The organism is Nocardiopsis sp. MG754419 (assembly GCF_018207095.1).
Classification (GTDB): Bacteria; Actinomycetota; Actinomycetes; order Streptosporangiales; family Streptosporangiaceae; genus Nocardiopsis.
The window spans coordinates 1-21,037 of sequence record NZ_QOCZ01000048.1; the positions used below are offsets into that span (position 1 = coordinate 1).

13 protein-coding genes and 1 pseudogene are annotated in these 21,037 nt (G+C 72.1%); 8 read left to right on the forward strand and 6 right to left on the reverse strand.

The features are described from left to right. Positions 1-160: 160 nt before the first annotated feature. Positions 161-1,603 carry an NCS2 family permease gene (locus DSY14_RS11715; RefSeq protein ID WP_211716541.1) on the forward strand — a complete coding sequence of 481 codons (1,443 nt, stop codon included), beginning with the start codon at positions 161-163 and terminating at the stop codon, positions 1,601-1,603. A gap of 70 nt (positions 1,604-1,673) precedes the next feature. Here the strand turns inward: DSY14_RS11715 and dctA are convergent, their stop codons facing one another. Continuing rightward, positions 1,674-3,125 (reverse strand): C4-dicarboxylate transporter DctA, encoded by a 1,452-nt coding sequence (gene dctA, locus DSY14_RS11720; protein ID WP_249187727.1) that lies wholly within the window; start codon positions 3,123-3,125, stop codon positions 1,674-1,676. 252 nt (positions 3,126-3,377) lie between these two features. Between dctA and DSY14_RS11725 the strand changes: the two genes are divergently transcribed. From DSY14_RS11725 to DSY14_RS11735, 3 genes are all read left to right on the forward strand, one after another. Continuing rightward, a complete protein-coding gene (locus DSY14_RS11725; protein ID WP_211716542.1) occupies positions 3,378-5,990 on the forward strand; it encodes a molybdopterin-dependent oxidoreductase in 2,613 nt (870 codons plus the stop codon). Continuing rightward, a complete protein-coding gene (locus tag DSY14_RS11730; protein WP_211716543.1) occupies positions 5,987-6,973 on the forward strand; it encodes a xanthine dehydrogenase family protein subunit M in 987 nt (328 codons plus the stop codon). The genes DSY14_RS11725 and DSY14_RS11730 overlap by 4 nt, the downstream gene beginning before the upstream one ends. Before the next feature lie 140 nt (positions 6,974-7,113). After that, complete coding sequence (locus tag DSY14_RS11735) at positions 7,114-8,067, forward strand: S1C family serine protease (protein WP_211716544.1); 954 nt, start codon at positions 7,114-7,116, stop codon at positions 8,065-8,067. Positions 8,068-8,136: 69 nt separating this feature from the next. On the opposite strand, the gene DSY14_RS11740 is transcribed toward DSY14_RS11735, so the two are convergent. After that, positions 8,137-9,087 carry a D-alanine--D-alanine ligase gene (locus DSY14_RS11740; protein WP_211716558.1) on the reverse strand — a complete coding sequence of 317 codons (951 nt, stop codon included), beginning with the start codon at positions 9,085-9,087 and terminating at the stop codon, positions 8,137-8,139. A gap of 54 nt (positions 9,088-9,141) precedes the next feature. Further along, positions 9,142-10,464: a PLP-dependent aminotransferase family protein gene (locus tag DSY14_RS11745; protein ID WP_374224004.1), complete on the reverse strand. Its 1,323-nt coding sequence runs from the start codon at positions 10,462-10,464 to the stop codon at positions 9,142-9,144. Between the two features lie 405 nt (positions 10,465-10,869). Here DSY14_RS11745 and DSY14_RS11750 point away from each other — a divergent pair, with 405 nt between their 5' ends. After that, positions 10,870-11,529 (forward strand): hypothetical protein, encoded by a 660-nt coding sequence (locus DSY14_RS11750; protein ID WP_249187729.1) that lies wholly within the window; start codon positions 10,870-10,872, stop codon positions 11,527-11,529. Positions 11,530-12,046: 517 nt separating this feature from the next. Here the strand turns inward: DSY14_RS11750 and DSY14_RS29605 are convergent. From DSY14_RS29605 to DSY14_RS11760, 3 genes and pseudogenes are all read right to left on the reverse strand, one after another. Continuing rightward, positions 12,047-12,493 (reverse strand): annotated as a pseudogene (locus DSY14_RS29605) (hypothetical protein); the annotation flags it as partial. A gap of 509 nt (positions 12,494-13,002) precedes the next feature. Further along, a complete protein-coding gene (locus DSY14_RS11755; RefSeq protein WP_211716545.1) occupies positions 13,003-14,307 on the reverse strand; it encodes a GAF domain-containing protein in 1,305 nt (434 codons plus the stop codon). A gap of 516 nt (positions 14,308-14,823) precedes the next feature. Then, positions 14,824-16,407 (reverse strand): PucR family transcriptional regulator ligand-binding domain-containing protein, encoded by a 1,584-nt coding sequence (locus tag DSY14_RS11760; RefSeq protein ID WP_211716561.1) that lies wholly within the window; start codon positions 16,405-16,407, stop codon positions 14,824-14,826. Between the two features lie 251 nt (positions 16,408-16,658). Between DSY14_RS11760 and DSY14_RS11765 the strand changes: the two genes are divergently transcribed. From DSY14_RS11765 to DSY14_RS11775, 3 genes are read left to right on the forward strand one after another with little or no spacing between them, the layout of a single operon-like run. Beyond that, positions 16,659-18,161, forward strand: a complete 1,503-nt coding sequence (locus tag DSY14_RS11765; protein ID WP_211716546.1) for a sodium:solute symporter — start codon at positions 16,659-16,661, stop codon at positions 18,159-18,161. Between the two features lie 37 nt (positions 18,162-18,198). Beyond that, positions 18,199-19,158 carry an agmatinase gene (gene speB / locus DSY14_RS11770; protein WP_211716547.1) on the forward strand — a complete coding sequence of 320 codons (960 nt, stop codon included), beginning with the start codon at positions 18,199-18,201 and terminating at the stop codon, positions 19,156-19,158. A gap of 4 nt (positions 19,159-19,162) precedes the next feature. Further along, complete coding sequence (locus tag DSY14_RS11775) at positions 19,163-20,791, forward strand: thiamine pyrophosphate-binding protein (RefSeq protein WP_211716548.1); 1,629 nt, start codon at positions 19,163-19,165, stop codon at positions 20,789-20,791. The last annotated feature ends 246 nt before the right edge of the window (positions 20,792-21,037 follow it).

Genomic DNA, 21,037 nt, shown 5'->3' on the forward strand with positions numbered 1-21,037 from the left:
TCCTGGCGATCGGCACCAAGGCCGACATCGCCGACGCCCTCGGCACCGGGGCGGGTGGCCGGCGGGACGACGTGGTTCCGCCGTACCCACAGTCGGCTACACGGAGTAGCCAACCCCCTGCACACGGCTCCGCCGTGCTCATCTCCCTCCAGGAGGGGACATGACCCGACTCGACGACTCCGGAGCGCGCTCCGAGCGACGCTCCACGACGGATCGATCCTGGCTCGACCGCTTCTTCCTCGTGAGCGAACGAGGATCCACCTACGGCCGTGAGGTCCGCGGCGGGCTGACGACGTTCATGGCGATGGCCTACATCATCGTCCTGAACCCGATCATCCTCAGCGGGGTCACCGACGTGAACGGCGACCAGCTCTCGGCCGCCCAACTGACCACCATGACCGCCCTGGCCGCCGGGCTGGTCACCATCATGATGGGCGTGGTGGGACGCGCGCCGATCGCCTGCGCGGCGGCGCTGGGCGTGATGGCGGTGGTCGCCTACCAGGCGGCGCCGGTGATGGCCTGGCCCGAGGTGATGGGCCTGGTCGTGTGGCAGGGTGTGGCCATCATCCTCATGGTCGTCACCGGGGTGCGCACCGCGGTGATGAACGCGCTCCCCCACGACCTCAAGCTCGCCATCGGTGTGGGCATCGGCCTGTTCGTGTCGTTGATCGGCCTGACCAACGCCGGGTTCGTCAGCGCGGGTGAGGGCGGCGGTCTGCTCCAGATCGGCGCCACGGGTGGCGGCGGCCACCTGAACGGGTGGCCGATCCTGGTGTTCGTGGCCGGACTGGTCCTGGCCTCGGTGCTGTTGGCGCGCAACGTCTCCGGGGCGATCTTCTACGGGATCATCGGCGCCACCGTGCTCGCCGTCGTGCTGCACCACGCCCTGCGTCTGGACGCCGAGGCGTGGGGCGGAGGCGTCCCGGAGCTCCCCGCGAGCCCGCTGGCGGTGCCCGACTTCGGGCTCCTGTTCCAGGTGGACCTGTTCGGCGCCTGGACCTCGGCGGGGCCGACGACCGCGGGGGTCATCCTCTTCACGCTGGTGCTGGCCGGTTTCTTCGACGCCCTGGGCACCATCCTGGCGATCGGCACCAAGGCCGACATCGCCGACGCCCAGGGGCAGATGCCGCGGATCAACCAGATCCTCGTCACCGACGGTGCCGGTGCCGTGACCGGCGGACTGACCAGTTCCTCGGCGACGCTGGTGTTCGTGGAGTCCACCGCGGGGGTGAGCGAGGGGGCGCGGACCGGACTGGCCAGCGTGGTCACGGGCCTGTTCTTCCTCAGCGCGATCTTCTTCGCCCCGGTGTTCGGCATGGTGCCGGCCGAGGCCGCCTCCGTGGCGATGGTGCTGGTGGGCGCCATGATGATGATGCACGTGGGGCAGATCGCCTGGAACGACGTCGCGGTGGCCATCCCCGCGTTCCTCACCATCGCGATGATGCCCTTCGCCTACGACATCGCCAGTGGGATCGGGATCGGCATCATCGCGCACACGGTCATCAGGTCCGCACAGGGCCGTATCCGTGAGGTCGGTGCGCTCATGTGGATCCTGAGCGCGGTGTTCGCCTTCCACTTCGCCATGCACGCTCTGGGCCTGTGACCCCACCGGCCACCGTGGCCGGGCCCTCGGGCCCGGCCACGGTCATGTCGGGGCGGGGCCCCGACCATGGTCATCCGTCGCGGTGTCGTTCCGCGTCGGTCGACCCGTGCTCGGCGGTCCCCACGGCCGGGGAGAGCGTCTCCGCGCCCTCCTCCGAGGACCGTCGCTCGTCGTCCTCTCCGCCGGAGGCGACCGGCGTGGACTCCGTGTCGTCCTCGGATTCCTCCGGGGGTCGGCGTCCGTCGAGGACCGCGCGCATGCGTTCGGTGTCGAGTTGGCCCTCCCACCGGGCGATCACGAACGTGGCCACGCAGTTGCCGAGCAGGTTGATCGAGACGCGCATCGTGTCCATGAGGCGGTCCGCGCCCAGGAGCAGCGCCACACCGGCGGCGGGGAAGGCCCCGAGCGCGGTGGCGGTCGCCGACAGCGCGAGGAAGGCCGAACCGGGCACACCGGCCATTCCCTTGCTGGTCAGCAAGAGGATGAGCACCATCATCAGCTGGTCGCCCAATCCGAGGTCGGTCCCGAAGGCCTGGGCGAGGAAGAGCGCGGCGATGGGGAGGTAGATGGCGGCGCCGTCGAGGTTGAACGAGTAGCCGGTCGGCACGACCAGGCCGGTGGTCGCCTTGGAGCAGCCGGCGTTGGTGAGCTTTTGCATGATGCGCGGCATCACGGCCTCGGAGGAGGCCGCGCCGATGGCCAGGATGAACTCCTCCTTGGTGTAACGCAGGAACTTCCAGAGGTTGACCCCCGCCAGGACCCGGGCGATGAGCGCCAGGACGAGCAGGAAGACGGCGGCGGCCGAGTAACAGGCGATGATGAGCATGCCGAAGCTGCCGAGCGAGGACAGCCCGTAGGCACCGATGACGAAGGCCATCGCTCCGAAGGCCCCGAGGGGCGCCACGCGCATGATCCAGCCGATGCAGGTGAAGATGACCTCGGTGAACCGCTCGATGAGGTCGAGGACGGGCTGCCCCCGCTCCCCCATCTTGGACAGGGCCAGGGCGACGAACACCGCGAAGAACAGGACCTGCAGGAGCGAGTTCTCAGCGAAGGCGCCCACGACGCTCTCGGGGATCACGTCGAGGAAGAACTGTGCGATGCCCGGGAGCTCCTCGCCCTGCGTGACCTCGTCCAGGGCGGAGGTGTCGAGGTCGGCGGGGTCGACCTCGAAGCCCACACCGGGCTTGAGGACGTTGGCGACGACCATGCCGTACACCAGCGCGAACGCCGTGACGACCTGGAAGTAGATCAGCGCCTTGATCCCGATCCGGCCCACGGCGCTCAGGTCACCGACCTTGGCGATACCGGTCACGATCACACAGAAGATGAGCGGCGCGATCAGCATCTTGATCAGACGGATGAAGCCGTCTCCCAGCGGGCGCAGGGCCTCTCCTATGGATGGCCACAAGTGCCCGATCAGCACACCGATGACGACCGCGACGATCACTTGGAAGAACAGCGACCGGTAGAAGCGGGGGCGGGGACGATCGGACGAGTCGGCGTCCGTGGCGACGGCCATGGAGACCCTCCTCTGAGGGGACGGGGGTTAATGGAATCCGTATTCCTCATTACGGAATATGGAGACCGACACAGAGTAAGGCACGTCACAGGAGTCACGCAATGAACATGTGAACAAACCCGCTGGTAACAACCGACCCCTGGCGAGACACGGCGCACCACCCGACAGACACCACGCGTGGGAGCTTTGACACCCGGCGCGACCGCGCCCTAAGTTGTCAATGTCAACTTTCGTCTGCCCGGGAGGCCGCCCATGGACACCCGCGTCAACGGAGCCCCCGCTTCCGATCCCGACGACCCCGAGCTCAACGCGGCCGAGCATCTGCGCGACCGACTCGGACTCACCGGCACCAAGATCGCCTGTGGTTCGGGCGTGTGCGGTGCCTGCACGATCCTGGTGGACGGAACCCCCACCGCCTCGTGCCTGCTGCCCGCGACCCACTTGACGCAACGCTCGACCACCACGGTGGAGGGGTTGGGCGGCACCCACCCCGTCCAGCGCGCCTTCGCGGCGCACGACGCCCTCCAGTGCGGCTACTGCACCCCCGGATTCGTGGTGGAGGCGTCGGTGTTCGTGGACACCTGGCGGACCGCACACGGCGACGTCGCCCCCGACCGGGACACGATCGCCGACGCCCTGGCCGGACACCTGTGCCGGTGCGGGGCCTACGAAGGGATCTTCTCCGCCGTCGCCTCGGCCTGCCTCGGGGAATTCGACGACGACCCGCTCCGGGCGCCGCCGCGCTCCGACGCCCCGGACAAGGTGACCGGTCGCGCGCGGTTCACCGACGATCAGGCCCTGCCCGGGACCTGGACCGGGGTGATCGTGCGTTCCACCGAGCCGCACGCCCGCGTGGTCCGGGTGCACCCCGCCACCACCCCCGACGGCGAGGAGGCACCCCTGGTTGACCTGCTGGGCGAGGACCGCACGGTGCGCTACGTGGGCCAGGCGATCGCTGCGGTGGCCGCGCCCGACCGGGCCGAGGCACGGAGGCTGGCCGCGGCGGTACGGGTGGAACTGGACCCCCTGCCTGCGGTGACCACCGCCGAGGCCGCCCGCCGGCCGGACGCCCCACTGGTGTACGAGACCAAGGCGCAGCGCGCCGCGGCGCCCGGCTACGGAGAGGCGCCCTCCCTCAGGACCTCGTGGAACGGCAACGTGCGCGGACCCGCGGTGGTGGGCTGGCGTACGGCCACGGCCGTGTCGCGGTTGCGCGCGGCCCGGCGCCGCGACGACCCCCTGCTGGTGGCCGAGGAGTACACCACCGTCGCCCAGGTGCACACGCCACTGGAACCGCACGCGAGCGTGGCCTTCTGGGAGGACGGCCATCTGCACCTGTACCTGTCCACCCAGTCGGTGAGCATGCTGACCGACAAGGTCGCCGAGCGTTGGGGGCTGCCCCGGGAACGCGTGCACGTCGTGGCCGAGTACGTGGGGGGAGCGTTCGGCGCCAAGAACTCCGTCTCGCCGGACGCCGTGGCCGCGGTGGAACTCTCCCGGCTGGTCGGCGCACCGGTACGGGTGTCGCTGGAACGGTCCGAGGAGCTCGTGGACGCGGGGTATCGCCCCGGGAACCGCACCCGTGTGGCCCTGCTGGCCGGCGACGACGGCGAACTGCGGGCCCTGGCCGTGGACTCCGAGGGCGACGGCGGGGTGTCGGTCGGTTCCAACGTGGCCACGCTCGCCGCCCTGATGTACGGGCGTTCCCCACGGCGTGTGCGCGACTTCGATCTGGTCACCCACCGACCTCCGGGCCAGCCCATGCGCGGCCCGGGCGGCCCGCCGATGGCGTGGGCGCTGGAACAGGCCGTGGACACGATGGCCCTGCGCCTGGGCGAGGATCCGTTGTCGTTGCGTCGGCGCTGGGACGGCAACCCCAAACGCCGCGCGCTGTACGAGCGGGTGGCGGAACTGCCGCTGTGGCGCGACCGCCCGCGCGGTGCGCGCACCGGCCGGTTCCGTCTCGGTGTGGGCCTGGCCGCGGCCGGTTGGCCCTACTTGGTGGGGCCGCTGGCCCGCGTGGAACTGACGGTCCGCAACGGTGGGCTGGTGGTGCGTTCGGGCACCCAGGACATCGGCACCGGTATCCGTACGGTGTTGGGCGACGCGGTCGCCGACCGGCTGGGGATCCGGGCCGAGGACCTGTCCGTGGAGATCGGGCACGGCTCCGCGGTGCACGGGACGGGGTCCACCGGCAGCCGCACCACCACGTCCATGGGCCCCGCCGCGGTGGACGCCGCGGACCGTCTGCGCGCGGCCCTGCGCGAACGTTCCCCCGACGTGCCGGAGTCGGGCCCCGTCCCCGAACAGGTCTTCAAGGAGGCCCTGTCCGGGGCCGAGGGGCTGCGGGTGGTGGGCGAACGAGGCCGGGACCGCTGGGGGCGGCTCACCCCCGACACGGCCGGGGACTTGGCCGCGGGACGCGGCTTGGGCGGTGCCGTGCACGTGATGGAGGTGGAGGTGGACACCCTGCTGGGCAGGGTGCGCCCCACGCGTTGTTGGGCGGGGATCGCCGCCGGGCGCATCTACAACGAACGCACGGCCCGCAACCAGTGCGAGGGCGCCGTCGTCCAGGGGGTGGGGTACGCACTGTTCGAGGAGCGCCGTGACGACGTGGCCACCGGGGTGGTGCTCTCCGACGACCTGGAGGAGTACCGGTTGCCCGGCATGGGCGACGTCCCCGAGACCGAGGTGTACTTCCACCAGAAGGGGTTCGAGCACGTGCCCGGCGGCGGGATCGGGCTCGGCGAGGTGTCGGCCGTGGGGGTGGCGGCCGCGCTGGGAAACGCCGTCTTCGACGCCACCGGACACCGTCACCACGACCTTCCCCTGCGTCCGGACCGACTGATCGGAGGAGCACGATGACCGTGACCCGACCCACGAGTGTGGCCGAGGTGACGGCGGACCTGGCCCGGGAGGGCGTGCGTGCGCGCGCCGGCGGCACCGACCTGTCCGCCTGTCTGGAGACCGGGGTGATCGCTCCGGGTCCCCTCGTCGACCTGTTGGACGTGCCCGGGCTCGACGGCGTCACCTGGAACGCGGACGGTTCGGCCCGGGTGGGGGCGATGACCACGGTCGCCACGGTGGCCGCCGACCCTCGGCTGGCGACGGCCTATCCGGCCTTGGCGGCCACGGCACGGGCGTTGGCCACCCCCCAGGTGCGCGGGGTCGCCACCGTGGGCGGCAACCTGTTGCAGCGCAACCGCTGCGCCTATCTGCGCAACCCGGCCTTCGACTGTTTCCAGACCGGCGGGGACACGTGTCCGGCCCGGACCGGCGACCACCTGCGCGGCGTGGTCGTGGACCAGGGTCCGTGCGCGGCGCCGCACCCCTCGTCGTTGGCGATGGCGTTCCTGGTCTACGAGGCGACGGCGCACCTGGAGCGTGCGTCCGCCACCGCCCTGCCCGTGGCGGACCTCTACGACGGCACCGACCCCACCCGCGACCACGTCCTGGACGCACGGTCCCTGATGACCGCCGTGGAGTTGCCGGTGCCGGTGGCGGGTGAACGGGCCGCCTACCGACGGGCGACCGGGCGCTCCCGCGCGGAGTGGCCCCTGGTGGAGGCCGTGGTCCGGGTGGAGTGCGCGGACGGTGGCCGGGGGCCGGTGGAACGGGCCGCGGTGGCGGTGGGCGGTGTGGCCCGCACCCCGCTGCGGCTGGAAGCCCTCGCGGAGACGTTGGTGGGTGCGGAGCCCGGTCGGGACCTCCCCGTCCGGGTGACCGAGGCGCTGTCCGACCTGGCCGACCTGTGCTCGCCGCTGCCCGCCACGGGGTACAAGGTCCCCTTGCTCCAGGGCACGGTGCGTGATGTCGTCGAGACGGTTCTGGGGATCACCGGCCGGTGATCCGGCCCCCACCGAACGGCCCCGGGCCGCCCCGGGCCGCCGTGGCGAGGCGGCCCGCCCGGCGGCCCGGGGCGGATGTGTTCACCGTGGGCGGAGCCCCGTTCCGGCATCGTCGGCGCCATGAGGGTGTTGTGCACCATATGGACGCTGAACACGACGCAGCGGAACACGAGGCGATGGACTCCTACAGCCGGGTCGTGACGGCCGTCGCGGAACGGGTGCTGCCGAGCGTGGCCGCCCTGTCCCTGCGCGGCGCGCGCGGTACCGGCGCCGGTTCGGGTGTCGTCTTCACCCCGGACGGGCTTCTCCTGACGAGCGCCCACGTCGTGCAGGGGATGACCACGGGCACGGCCACCTCCGACGACGGAGTCGAGACCCCGGTCCGGGTGGTGGGCTCCGACCCTCTCTCGGACCTGGCCGTGCTCCGCGCCGACCGGGCCACCGCTCCCCCGGCGGAGTTGGGCGACGCGGACGTGCTGCGCACGGGACAACTGGTGGTGGCCCTGGGCAACCCGCTGGGGTTGTCGGGCTCGGTGACCGCGGGGATCGTGTCCGGTCTGGGTCGCTCCCTGCCGGCCCGGGAAGGGCGCCACACACGCCTGATCGACGACGTCATCCAGACCGACGCGGCCCTCAACCCCGGCAGTTCGGGTGGGGCCCTGGCCGACTCCCGGGGTCGGGTGGTCGGCGTCAACACGGCCGTGGCCGGGTACGGGCTGGGCCTGGCCGTACCGATCAACCCCACCACGCGGCGCATCATCGGTGACCTGGTCTCCCGGGGCCGGGTGCGACGAGCGTGGCTGGGGGTGGCGGGCGCACCGGTGCCGCTCCCGCCGGCGACGGCCGAGAGCACCGGACGACGTCAGGGCCTGCGCGTGATCGAGGTCGTGCCGGGCAGCCCCGCGGGTGTGGCCGGGATCTATCTCGGTGACGTGATCCTGTCCGTCGCCGGGCGACCGATCGAGAACGGGCAGGCGCTGCAACGCCTCATGTTGGGCGACGCGGTGGGCACACGGATGCCCGTCACCGTTCTGCGCCGCGGGGCGCTGGTGGACGTGGTGGCCGTCCCCGAGGAGTTGTCGACGGCCCGTTGACCGGGACGGGTTCGGCCCCCGCGCGGGGACGCGCGGGGGCCGAGGGTGCCGAGGGTGCCGAGGTCGCGATCAGCCGCGTGTGTACGCCTGGTGGGCGAGTTCCCGGCAGACCACGGCGAAGTCCAGCCCGGCGGCGGCCGCCGCCATCGGGAACGTCGACGTCTCGGTCAGGCCGGGGGCGACGTTGGTCTCCAGGAAGATGACCTCCCCGTCGGGTGCGACGATGAGGTCGGTGCGGGACAGGTCGCGCAGACCCAGGGTGCGGTGCGCGGTCAGGGCCACCTCGGTGGCGGCCCGGACGGTGTCCGGGTCCAGACGCGCGGGGCAGAAGAACTCGGTGCGTCCGGCCGTGTAGCGGGCGGCGTAGTCGTACACTCCGCCGTCGGGGACGATCTCGACCGGCGGCAGGGCGACGGGCCCGTCACCGGTGTCCAGGACGCCCACGGCCAGTTCGGTGCCCTGGACCTGTTCCTCGACGAGCGCGGAGTCGCTGTAGGCGAAGCACGACATCAGGGCGGTGGACAGGTCCTTGACCGAGGCCACCGGTGTGGCCCCGAAGGCGGAGCCGCCACGGTCGGGCTTGACGAACAGCGGCAGTCCGAGCCGGTGGGCGAGCCGGTCCAGCAGCGCCGGGGCGCCCAGGTCGTGGAAGGCGGACTTGGGCAGGGTGGCACCGCGCGGCACCCGCACGCCGCGCTCGGCCAGCAGGGCCTTGGCGGCGGGCTTGGTGTAGGCCAGGCGGCAGGCGTCGGGGCGGGCGCCCACGTAGGGCGCGCCGACCAGTTCCAGGACCTCGCGGATCGCACCGTCCTCCCCCGCGGCCCCGTGCAGGACGGGGAAGACCACCTGCGGCGGGTCGTCGGCCAGGCGCTGGAGAAGGCCGGAGTCGACGTCGGCGACCTGAACCTCGACGTCGAGTCGGCGCAGGGCCTCGGCGACGCTGCGGCCGGATTGGACGCTCACCTCGTGTTCGGGCGACAGACCTCCGGCGAGGACGAGAACCCGGTCAAGGTCGGCCACGGCGCGGACCTCCTTCTGTGCTGCGGTCATGGTGCTGGTACCCCTTGGGGGTGATCAGGGCAGGTCAGGGGTGGGGGCCTGGCTGCCTTCGGTGAGCGTGGGCCGGGACGGGCCGAACATGTCGCGCAGGTCCAGCTCGCCCTCGATGGCCCCGACGAGCCTGCGCACGCCCTCCCGGATCTGTTCCGGGGTGGGGTAGCAGAAGCTCAGTCGCATGCTGTCACGGCCGCGGTCGTCGGCGAAGAAGCCGGTGCCGGGCACGTAGGCGACACGGTGGTTGACCGCGCGTGGCAGCATGGCCTTGGCGTCGATGCCCTCGGGCAGGGTGGCCCAGACGAAGAACCCGCCCTCGGGCCGGGTCCAGGTACAGCCGTCCGGCATCATCGCGGTGAGCGCCCCGAGCAGGGCGTCGCGGCGTTCGCTGTACATGCTGTTGAACGCCTTGATCTGCTCGCGCCACGGGAAGGTGTCGAGGTAGCGGCGGACCACGAGCTGGTTGAACGTGGAGTGGCTGAGCATGGCCGACTCCGCGGCCAGGACGAGCTTGGCGCGCACGGCGGACGGCGCCAGTGCCCAGCCGATGCGCAGGCCCGGCGAGAGCGTCTTGGACAGCGACCCCAGGTAGATCACGTTGCCCTCGCCCTGCGAGTACAGGGTGGGCTGCGGTTCACCGTCGTAGCGGAGCAGGCCGTAGGGGTTGTCCTCGACCACCAGGACGTCGTGGCGTCGGCAGATCTCCATCACGCGCGAGCGCCGCTCGGCGGACATCGTGATGCCGCCGGGGTTCTGGAAGTTGGGGATCGTGTAGAAGAACTTGACGGTGTGGCCGGACGCGGCGGCGTGGGTGAGGGCGTGGTCGAGCTGGTCGGGGTCGACGCCCTGGTCGTCCATGCCCACGTGTCGGATGTCGGCCTGGAAGGCCGCGAAGGTGTTGATCGCGGTGACGTAGGTGGGCGCCTCGGTCAGGACCACGTCTCCGGGGTCGACGAAGACCCGGGTGATGAGGTCCAGGGCCTGTTGGGAGCCGACGGTGACGATGACGTCGTCGGGGACCGACTGGATGCCCTCCAGGGTCATGTACTCGCAGATCTGCTCGCGCAGGACGGGATCGCCTTGGGCGGACCCGTATTGGAGCGCGGCGGCGCCCTCCTCGGAGACGACGTCCTTGACCAGGTCACCGATCTGTTCGAGCGGCAGGGCGGCGACGTTGGGCATACCGCCCGCCAGCGAGACGATCTCGGGACGGGACGCGACGGCGAAGAGTGCCCGGACCTCCGATGCGACCATGCCCTGTGCTCGGTGTGCGTAACGGCCGACGTGCGGGTCGATACGCGAGCCCTGTTGCCCGGGCTGCTGCTCTCGGTGGTCAGCGGACACGGTCCACCTCCGAAGGAAGGACGCTCTGGTGGGGTCTGCCGGTGCGAACCGGGAGATCTTCGTTGACTCCTGGTTCGACGCCGAGCCGATCCCCCTGGTTCACGCGAGGCCACCGGTGCGGCCGCGCCGCGGGTGGTGTTCGGTGAGTCGGTCGGGTCGTGAACCGTGGAACACGGTTCGGGAAATGTCCCGAGTGTAGCCCAGTGGTCGTGTGCCCACCCCCAACAGGGTTTTCGTGTGCCCTGGGGCACATGCGACCGGCCCGGGCGTCGCCCTCGGTGACCGAGAAGGTACCCGGGCGCACCGCTCGACTCACACGTGGATGACCAGAACATGACGCACTTTTCACCCCTCGCACCCGAGTCGGACAAGATCGACTTCATGGACTTCTAAGACATTGGTGCGATGGCACAGCGCGTCCCGGAACGGGCGCGCCGACCGAACCCGGAGGAGCCCATGGGAGTCCGTTCGACCACCGTCACCGTCTCCGCGACGCTGCTGCTGTGCGGCGCGCTGACCTCGTGCGCGGCCTCCGGACCCACGGTGCAGGAGATCGAGGCGACCGACGCGGAGCTGGCCCGGGCCGCCGACGCCCTGTCGGCGTCCCTCGTGCGACCGGGGGCCGAGCGCGCCTTCGCCCGTAACGGACACCCCGTGGAGGGCACACTCACCTGCACGAGCCCGGCCGCCCCGGCCGAGCCGGACGAGACCGGGCCGTCCTCGACGGCCCCCTCGGCGGAGGAGTCGGACACGGTCACCGCCGACGGGGAGAACGCCGAGGGCGACGAGGAGGTCCTCGCCGGCAGCCTGGAGGTGGTCTGCTCCGGACAGGATCGGGACGGTGCCACGCTGCGCTTCGAGGGGCGCCCGTCGGCCGAGGCCCTGGCGGCGCGCGACGAGGGCGAGGACGGTCTGCCCGGCCGGTTCACCGGATCGGTGGACGGCGAGGAGCTGTTCGCGATGGACTGCATCCGGTGCGAGCCCCAGGACCCGGAGTCACCCGAGGCCACGGAGCCGGACGAGCTCGCCGGTGACGACGCGGCCTCCCCCGCGGACACGGAGTGAGGGCACGGCGATGGCGGCACGGCCCTGAGCATGAAGCGACGGCTCGGGCCGTACCGCATCGCACGCGCTTCGCCCCCGGAGGATTCCCCCGAACCTCACGTGGGGCACTCCCCTCGACGCGTCCGACCTCGTCCCCCGTCACCCCCCTCAAGGCACGCGGGACCCGGACGCGCCCCGCACCGGTGGAACGTCCTCCGTGCCCTCTCTTGCCCGGAGGTCGACCACCGGTGGGCGGGCCGCGCGTTCCCAGTTGATCCCATCCACCCGACCTCGGCAACGGTTGCAACAGGTTGCGAGACCGTCGCCGAGAGCGATCGAACGGCGGCGGACGAGACGAACGCGGTCGCCGAACGAGCACGCGCCACCGGTGATGAGGCGAAGGACGCCGTGGTCGACGCACACCGGGTCGCTCGCGACGAGCATGTTCTCGCGAGAGAGAACGGCGCTGTGTCCAGCCGCCGGGACGAGGACGACCAGGGCTTCCCCGGGCGGCTGAGGCAACGGATCGAAACGGTCATCACCGGTTCCGGCCGGAGCGGCGCTCCGCGCCCACGAGGGGAGGGCTCTGAGCCCGCCCGAGCCGGCGCATCGTGGCGTCGCACGCGGTGATCCGACGCGATCGGCCGGTGGGCACACCGGCTCCAACGGTCCTCGGTGGCCTCCACCCCTTGGCCAGGACACCCCTTTCCCCGCAACGATCCAGGGCGCCTCGGAGATCTGACGCACGAGCGCCGGCATGTCGGGGGCGACCCATTCCTGCGCGATCAGGCCGCTCTCGACGCGGCACATCCCACGACTCCGCAGCCTCACGGAGCGCCGCGTGGCCTCCTGTCCCCGGGAACGGGCCGGTGTGGATGCCGGGGAAGTGCACCCGGAAGACGATCCGATCGTCGCAGGCGAGGACGTCCTCGCTCTCGATCCGCACGTCCGGGAAGCCGTCCGGCATGGCCTGGACACCATGCGTTCGGAATCGGCGGCCCTGGCCCGAAAGCGCTTCGGCGACCTACCGTCAGGGGACGTGGCGGCCCTCGTCCGCGTCCTCGACCGCGTCACGGCGCACTGCGGTTCCGGCGCACCGCAGCAGGACCGACAGGGCTGCTGCCCGGGCGCACGCGGCCGAGGCGCCGGGCCGCCCCGTGACCCCTCGCGGCTCGTCTCACCGGCCGTCACCATCCTCGGCCGGGTGCTTGTGGCGGATGAGGAGGCAGGCGGTCAGGAGTACAAGGAGCGAGTCCTCGTGGACGGCCCGGGCACCGATCTGTGGACGTGGGGTAACGCTCAGCGGGACGGTCGCCGAGCGGCACCGGTCATTCCGGGCTCGTGGCGTCCGGGTCACCCGGTGACGGTCACCGTCTCCACACGTCCTGGTGGTCGTCGTGGGCGGTGCGGGACTTCGCCATCGGGCGAAGCATGTACCCGCCGGCGCCTTTCTCACAGGGAGGCCGGAAGGCGTGGAGACGAGTTCGTCGGCGCCTAGAGGTGGTCGAACAGGGCCTCCGCCCTGGTCCGGTCCCGCAGGGCGCGCACGCCGGGGGCCAGGGACCCGGGCAACAGGTCCCGGAGCGTGTCGAGGCCGTGCACCCGCACGGTGACCTCGTCGGTGAAACGGTAGGGGCGGCTCTCGATCACTCCCCCGAGGTTGCGCCGCATCCGGGAGAGTTCCGCGCGCACCGTGACCACGTGGTCGCCGGACCCGAACACGTCCTCGGACAGCTGCGCGCCCGAACGCCCCGCCCGGTGCACCGCCAACAGGAGCAGCAGTTCGGTGTGGCGCGGGGTGAGGTTGTGCACCCACTCACCGCTGGGGCCGGCCACGGTCACCGAGGACGTGCCCGGCCGGGACAGGTCCAGGGTGACCGACGAGGCCCCGGGGGTCTCCTCCGGGCGCGGACGGATGAGCCACCCGCCCGGTAGGGGTTCCAGGGCGCACTCGCCCAGCGCCGGGATCCACGCCGTGCCTCCGTCGCAGTGCTTGGGCAGCAGCACCCGACGGACCGGTTCCATGTGCACGGCGGCGGCGGTCCATCCCACGTCGTCCACGACCAGGGCGGGGCGGGTGAGCCCGGCCAGGAGGGGTGCGGCCACCGAGCGCAGTCGTTCCAGGTGGGTGTGGTGCAGACCCTGGAGGTGCGCCTGGGCCAGCTGGGCGACCGCGCTGACCAGGGCCAGGGTCGAGGGATGGATGGTGGAGACGGGGCCGGTCACGTCAATGGCGCCGAGCAGGCGTCCGTCCCGGGGGTCGTGCACGGGCGCACAGGCGCAGGTGAGGGCGTGCAGGCTCCGGACGTAGTGTTCGGCCGAATAGACCTGCACGGGACGCCCCACCACCAGTGCGGTGCCGATGGCGTTGGTTCCGGTGCTGCCCTCGTTCCAGTAGGACCCCTCGACCAGGCCGACCCGGTCGCCGATCGCGCGCATCCGGCGGGACCCCTCCCGCCAGAGCACCTGTCCGGTGGCGTCGGTGACCAGCATGATGTGGTCGGCCTCGTCGGCCACCGAGACCAGGGACCGGCGGATCAGCGGCAGCACCTCGGCGAGGGGCGAGGCGTCGCGTTGGCGTTGGAGTTCGTCCAGTCGCGCCATACGCGGCGGGGGTCCGCCGTCGGGGTCGATACCGAACCGCCGCATGCGTTCCCAGGAGTCCTCGATCACCGGACGCAGCGGCACGGGCGTGGGCCGTCCCGAGAGCAGCGCGTCGTGGACACGGCGGAGCTGGTCGGCGTGCTCGCGCGCGTCCACCCCGGAGGGCAGCGCCGTGTCCAGTGCAGGAAACGTCATGCGGTTCATCGGGGCGTGCCTCCGCGGCGCGGCGGGTGGGCAGGTCCCTTCCTCCTTCTGTGCGACCGGCCCCCGTGGGGCCGGGGATTCCGTTACTGCGTCCACAAGTTTCCTGGTTCGTCTCGGGCGGGACCAAGAGAACAGGGAGAGACCCTTGTTTCGGAGGTCATTTCGACATCGTCCTTCCGTTTCCTGTTCCGGCGCCCCACGGTCGCCCCATGGGGCACGGTTCGGTGCACTGACGACCCTGTTCTCCGGATCGCCGTGGGCGGAGGGGACGGCGGCCCGGAAGGCGCCGTCGCCCCGCGCCGTGTCCACCACCTCGGGAAACATCCCCAGATTCGAGCGGACCGACGAAACGTTCACGAAAATGGCCGGATCCGGCCAACGGCGCTCATATGGCGCGCGATCGGGAGGTCGGGCGTTCACGCAGGTCGGATCGGCGCCCGCAGGTTTCGGTCGCTCCCGAGCACGTGCAGTGGCCGGTGCGGCGTCCCTTGAGTTCGCACGTGCGGGTCAGGGGCGGCCGTCACGGCGTGTGAGGGCGAACCACAGACGCATGCGCCGCTCGGGATCGGCCAGGTCCACGCCGAGGTCGCGTTCGATCCGACCGATGCGGTAGCGGACGCTGTTGCGGTGGACCCCGAGGTCGCCGGCGGCCCGGTCCCAGCTACCGTGCCGGGCCAACCACGCGTGCAGCGTGGTGCGCAGGGTACGGGCGGTGGCGGTGTCCTCGTCGAGCGGTCCCAGGACCCGGCGGCTCAGCCCGCCCGCCTGCGCGTTCAGCAGGGCGTCGAAGGGTTCGCCGTCGGCCGACCCCGCCAGGGGGCCGCCCACGGTGCGGGCGCGCACCAACAGGGCGCCGGCCTCGCGGTCGGCCTCGGGCAGCCCCTCCGGTTCCGTGACCGCGCTCAGGGCACCGATCCACCCGTGGGACCGCAGCAGATCCAGCTGCTCCCGGTGGGCCTGCTCGCCCCGGTCGGCCAGGACGGCGCGCACGACGGTCTCGGACCCCTCGGTGTCGGGGGCCAGGTCGGTCACGTGAGTGCCCAGGGGCAGGGCCCCCGCGGCGGTGCGACGCCCCCGGGACAGGGGCGCGGCCCGCAGGACCCGGTACCCGCCGTCCGCGGGGTCCCCGACCGCCGGGTCGGCGTCGCTCCGGGGGCGAAGGTCCCCGGACGCGGGGGCGCGGGTGTCGGCCAGCGCGGCCAGGGCCGCCAACGCACGCGGGTTCAGGGCACCGTCCAGTAGCAGGGCGGTGAGCGGCAGACCCGGGACCGGTGGTTCCTCCCCGGGCGCGCGCAGCAGGAGTTCGAGGAGGGCGGTGGCCGTGCGCAGGACGGCCCGGTCGGTGATGGCCAGGGAGCGGGGGCGACCGACCAGGACCACGCCCTGGTGCTCGGGGGGCGCCCCCACCGTGTGCAGGAAGACCTCGTCGGGACCACCGGCGACCTTGGCGCTGCGGGGCCCCGTGGGAGCGGTGAGCTTGGCGACCAACGCGCGGACCTCGGGGGCCGGTTCGGTGGGCGCACCGATGGTGCGACGCACGGGTGCGCCCGGTTCGGCGGGGACGAGGGCGGCCCAGGCACCCAGGGCGTCGGCCAGCACGGTGAGCAGCCGGTCCACGGGGGCGGGAGCGGTGACGGCGCGGGCCAGGGCCTGGTGGGACTCGCCCAGACGGCGCAGGTCGCGCAGGTGGCGTTCCTCCAGCTCCTCCCCCACCGCACGGCTGACCGCGGCGAAGGGTGTGCTCGGGGGGACCTCCAGCAGTGGCAGGCCCTGCGCGTGACACTGTTCGATCAGGGGCGGGGGGACCGTGGCGTGGACCGGGGCCATCCCGAAGCCGACGGCGCACACCCCGGCCCGGATCAGCGAGGCCACGTAGGCCCGGACCTCGGCGGTGGTCGTGGGCAGGTTGACCCCGGCGGTGAGCAGGAGTTCGCCACCGCGCAGGTAGTCGGCGGCCTCGACGAGTTCGCTCGCGACCGCCCACGTGATCGAGGGATCACCCCCGTCGACGACCGTGATCAGACCCAGGTCGCGGCGGCCCGCCACCACGCTCAGCGGCACGTGGTGGACGTTGGTCCCCTGGTCCGGCATGGCCCCTCCCTCACCGCGCACCCCGTGGTACGCGCTCATGTCCTGGACATGACGTACACGAGAACGCCCCCCGACCCGGCTGGACGATCCGCACAAAAACCGAAGCGCGACAGTGCGGTTCGGCCACTGGAGTGGAGCCTACCGACTACCTACGCTGACCGGAGCACTGTGACCTGCGTCAACATCGCCGCGGTTCCCGCTGCGCCCGCACGCCGTCCACTCCCCCGCACCACTCCCCGTGAAGGAGCGTCATGCCCATCGACATCGCGGTGATCGCCGCCTATCTCCTGGGCATGATCGGCCTGGGCTGGTGGGGCATGCGACGCGCCAAGAGCAGGTCCGACTACCTGGTGGCCGGTCGTCGTCTGGGTCCGCTGATGTACGCGGGCACCATGGCGGCGGTCGTCCTGGGCGGTGCCTCCACCGTCGGCGGCATCGGTCTGGGCTACACCTACGGCGTCTCCGGCGCGTGGCTGGTGCTGGCGATCGGCACCGGCATCCTCGCCCTGCACCTGTTCTTCGCCAAGCGCATCTCGCGGCTGCGGGTCTTCACGGTCTCCGAGATGCTGGACCTGCGCTACGGCGGCGACTCCCGCGTGGTGTCGGCTCTGGTCATGTGGGGCTACACCTTCGTACTGACGGTGCCCTCGACCCTGGCCTTCTCCACCATCTTCAGCGGACTGTTCGAGCTGCCGCGGGTGGTGGCGATCGTCCTGGGCGGCTCCATCGTGGTGCTGTACTCCACGATGGGCGGCATGTGGTCGGTGACGATGACCGACATGGCCCAGTTCGTCATCAAGACGATCGGACTGCTGCTCATCCTCACCCCGGTGGCCGTGTGGTCGGCGGGCGGGTTCTCCGGGATGCGCGCCTCACTCGACCCCTCCTACTTCGACCCCACCGCGATCGGTGGGCAGACCATCCTCACCTACTTCGTCATCTACGCGCTGGGGCTGCTCATCGGCCAGGACATCTGGCAGCGCGTCTTCACCGGTCGCAACGACCGGGTCGCCCGGGCCGGAGGGATCGGCGCGGGCGTCTACTGCCTGATCTACGGTGTGTGCGGCGCGCTCATCGGCACCGCCGCCGCGGTGCTGTTCCCCGACCTGGCCAACCCGGACGACGCCTTCACCCTCATGGTGGAGGCCACGCTGCCGGTGGGTGTGGCCGGTCTGGTCATCGCCGCCGCGCTGTCCGCGGTGATGTCCACCGCCAGTGGCGCCCTCATCGCCTGCTCGGCGGTGACCTCCACGGACCTGTGGCCGCGGATCCGCGCCCTGTTCGGCGCCAAGGACACGGGCGCCGCGGCCGACGGTGACGAGGTGGCGTCCAACCGCGTGTTCACCCTGGTCCTGGGCGTGGCGAGCATCTGTGTGGCGTTGGCCGTGGACAACGTGGTCGCCGCGCTCACCCTCGCCTACAACATCCTCGTCGGCGGTCTGCTCGTCGCGATCCTCGGCGGGCTGGTGTGGCGGCGCGGCACCCGCGCGGGCGCCCTGGCCTCGATGCTGGCCGGCTCCGTGGCCGTGATCGTGACGATGATCCTCACCGGCCTGCTCGCCAACGCACCCATCTACGTGGGGCTGGGCACCGCACTGGTGGTCTACGTGGTCGTCAGCCTGCTGACCCCGCCCACCGACCCGGCGGTACTGGAGGTCTGGCAGCGTCGACTGCGCGGCCGGGACACCGACACCGCCGACACAGCGAAGGACACGGACGCCACGAGCGCCGTCGCCTCGCAGCAGGACCGCTGACGCCGACGTCAGAACCGACGACACAGGAACGGATCCCATGAACGCACCGATCGGACCCATCGACTCCAGCCTCGTGCCGCGTTTCGCGGGCCCGGCGACCTTCGCCCGTCTGCCCCGCGTCGACCAGGTGGAGCGGGCCGACATCGCCGTGGTCGGGGTGCCCTTCGACACCGGGGTGTCCTACCGGCCCGGGGCCCGGTTCGGCCCCTCCGCCATCCGCGAGGCCAGCCGGTTGCTGCGCCCCTACCACCCGGGCCTGGACGTGGCCCCGTTCGAACGTCTGCAGGTGGTGGACGGCGGTGACATCGCGGTGAACCCCTTCTCCATCGGTGACGCCGTGGAGACCCTGGATCAGGGCGCCTCCGGGTTCGTCTCGGCCGGCACCCGACTGGTGACCCTGGGCGGCGACCACACCATCGCCCTCCCGCTGCTGCGGTCGCTGTACCGCGTGCACGGTCCGATCGCCCTGCTGCACTTCGACGCGCACCTGGACACCTGGGACACCTACTTCGGGGAGCCCTACACCCACGGCACCCCGTTCCGGCGTGCGGTGGAGGAGGGCATCCTCGACACCGAGGCCATCGCGCACGTGGGGACCCGCGGTCCGCTGTACGGCAAGAGGGACCTGGAGGACGACCGTCGCTTCGGGTTCGGCATCGTCACCGCGGCGGACGTGCTGCGCAAGGGCGTGGACGAGATCGCCGACGCCCTGCGTCAACGCATCGGCGGCCGGCCGCTGTACGTGTCGGTGGACATCGACGTCCTCGACCCGGCGCACGCCCCGGGCACCGGCACCCCCGAGGCGGGCGGCATCACGAGCCGCGAACTGTTGGAGATCCTGCGCGGGCTCACCGATCTGAACCTGGTGGGCGCCGACGTGGTGGAGGTCGCGCCGGCCTACGATCACGCCCAGATCACCTCCACGGCCGCCTCACACGTGGCCTACGACCTGGTCAGCCTGCTGGCCCTGAACCACCAGCGCGCGACGGGGGCCTGAGCACATGGATGGGAGCACGCCCCGTAACGGCGGCGACCTGGTCACCGAGACCCTGACGGCGTTGGGGGCCCGGGTGTGTTTCGGCATCCCCGGTCAGCACGCGCTGGGGTTGTTCGACGCGCTGCGTCGCGCACCCGGCCTGCGGTTCGTCTCGGGCCGGGTGGAGAACAACGCGGCCTTCGCCGCGGACGGTCACGCGCGGGTGACCGGTGAGGTCACCCCGCTGTTGGTGTCCACCGGCCCCGGTGCCCTGCTCACGTTGGCCTCGCTCCAGGAGTCCCGTGCCTCCTCCGCGCCGGTGCTGGTCATCAGCAGCCAGGTACCGCGGGCGGGGCTCGGGGGCGGCCGCCACGGCTACCTGCACGAGCTGCCGGAGCAGTCCGCGTCCTTCGGCAACGTCACCAAGTCGACGTTCACGGTGCGGCACGCCTCCCAGATCCCCTCCGCCGTGGCCGAGGCGTGGCGGACCGCGGCCGCGGCGCCCGCGGGCCCGGTGCTGGTGGAGATCCCCCAGGACGTACTGCTGGAGCCGACGGTGGTGCCGCGCGTGCGGGACGTGACCGCCGAGCCCCGGCCGCTGTCCCCGCGCGCGGAGTCGGTGGAGGAGGCGGCCCGTTGGCTGGACGGGGCGCGACGACCGGCCGTGTTGGCCGGGGGTGGTGTGAGCCGCTCCGGCGGACGCGCGGCGCTGGTGGAGCTGGCCGAGGCGTTGCAGGCGCCGGTGGCCACGACCTTCGGCGGCAAGGACGCCTTCCCCTGGGACCATCCGCTGTCGTTGCGATCGTGGATCGAGGACCGGCACACCACCGCGTACCTGGAGAACGCCGACGTCCTGCTGGTCGTGGGCTCGGGGCTCGGCGAACTGTCCGGCAACTACCACACCATGGCGCCCCGGGGCCGGGTGGTGCAGGTGGAGGCCGACCTCGGCAAGCTGGAGTCCAACGTGCCCGCGCTGGGGATCCACGGCGACGCGGCCCTGGTGCTGCGCGAACTGGCCGCGGGGGTCCGGCGACGCCCCGAGGACCCGGCGGTGGTCGCCGAGGTCGCCGAGGTCGGGGCACGGGTGGCCCGGCGCCTGTCCGCGCAGGACCTGGACACCGAACAGACGGTGTTGGCCGAGATCCGCGAGGCGCTGCCGGACGAGGCGTCGAGCTTTTGGGACATGACGGTGTTGGCGTACTGGGCGTGGTCGGCCTGGGACCCACGCGGCGGGGCGATGCACTCGGCCCAGGGGTCGGGTGGTCTGGGATACGGCTTCCCGGCCGCTCTGGGGGCCGCCGCGACCGGCCGCGGTCCGGTGCTGGCGGTGTCCGGCGACGGCGGAGCCATGTACTCGATCGCCGAACTGGCCACCGCGCGCCAGCACGACCTGGACGTGACCTGGCTGATCGTCGACGACGGAGGCTACGGAATCCTGCGGTCGTACATGCAGGACTCCTTCGGGGAGGCCGCCCACACCGAACTGACCCGCCCCGACTTCGTGGCACTGGCGGCCTCCTTCGGCGTGCCGGCGACGCTCACGTCACCGGAGCGGGTGGGCGCCGACCTGGCGTCGGCCCTGGCCGAGCCGGGTCCGAGCGTGGTGGTGCTGCCCATGCACGTGGGGCTGTTCGCCCCCACCCACCTGGGCTGAACCGACCACACGGGGGCGCGCGTCACCGGCGCCGCGCCCCCATCACCGTCCCTGGTCCCCGCGCACGCCGGACCGGGAGTAAGCCGCCGCCCGGCCCCGCCGCCGACATCGCACGCGTGGTCCGGAGGCGCACCACTCCTCGTCGCACCGGCGAGCGTGCGCCCCCAACGTTCTCCGGAGCCGGGCACCGGCCCTCCGGGGCACCGGTGTCCGGGCCCCCACAGGGCACGGCCCCGAGAGACCACA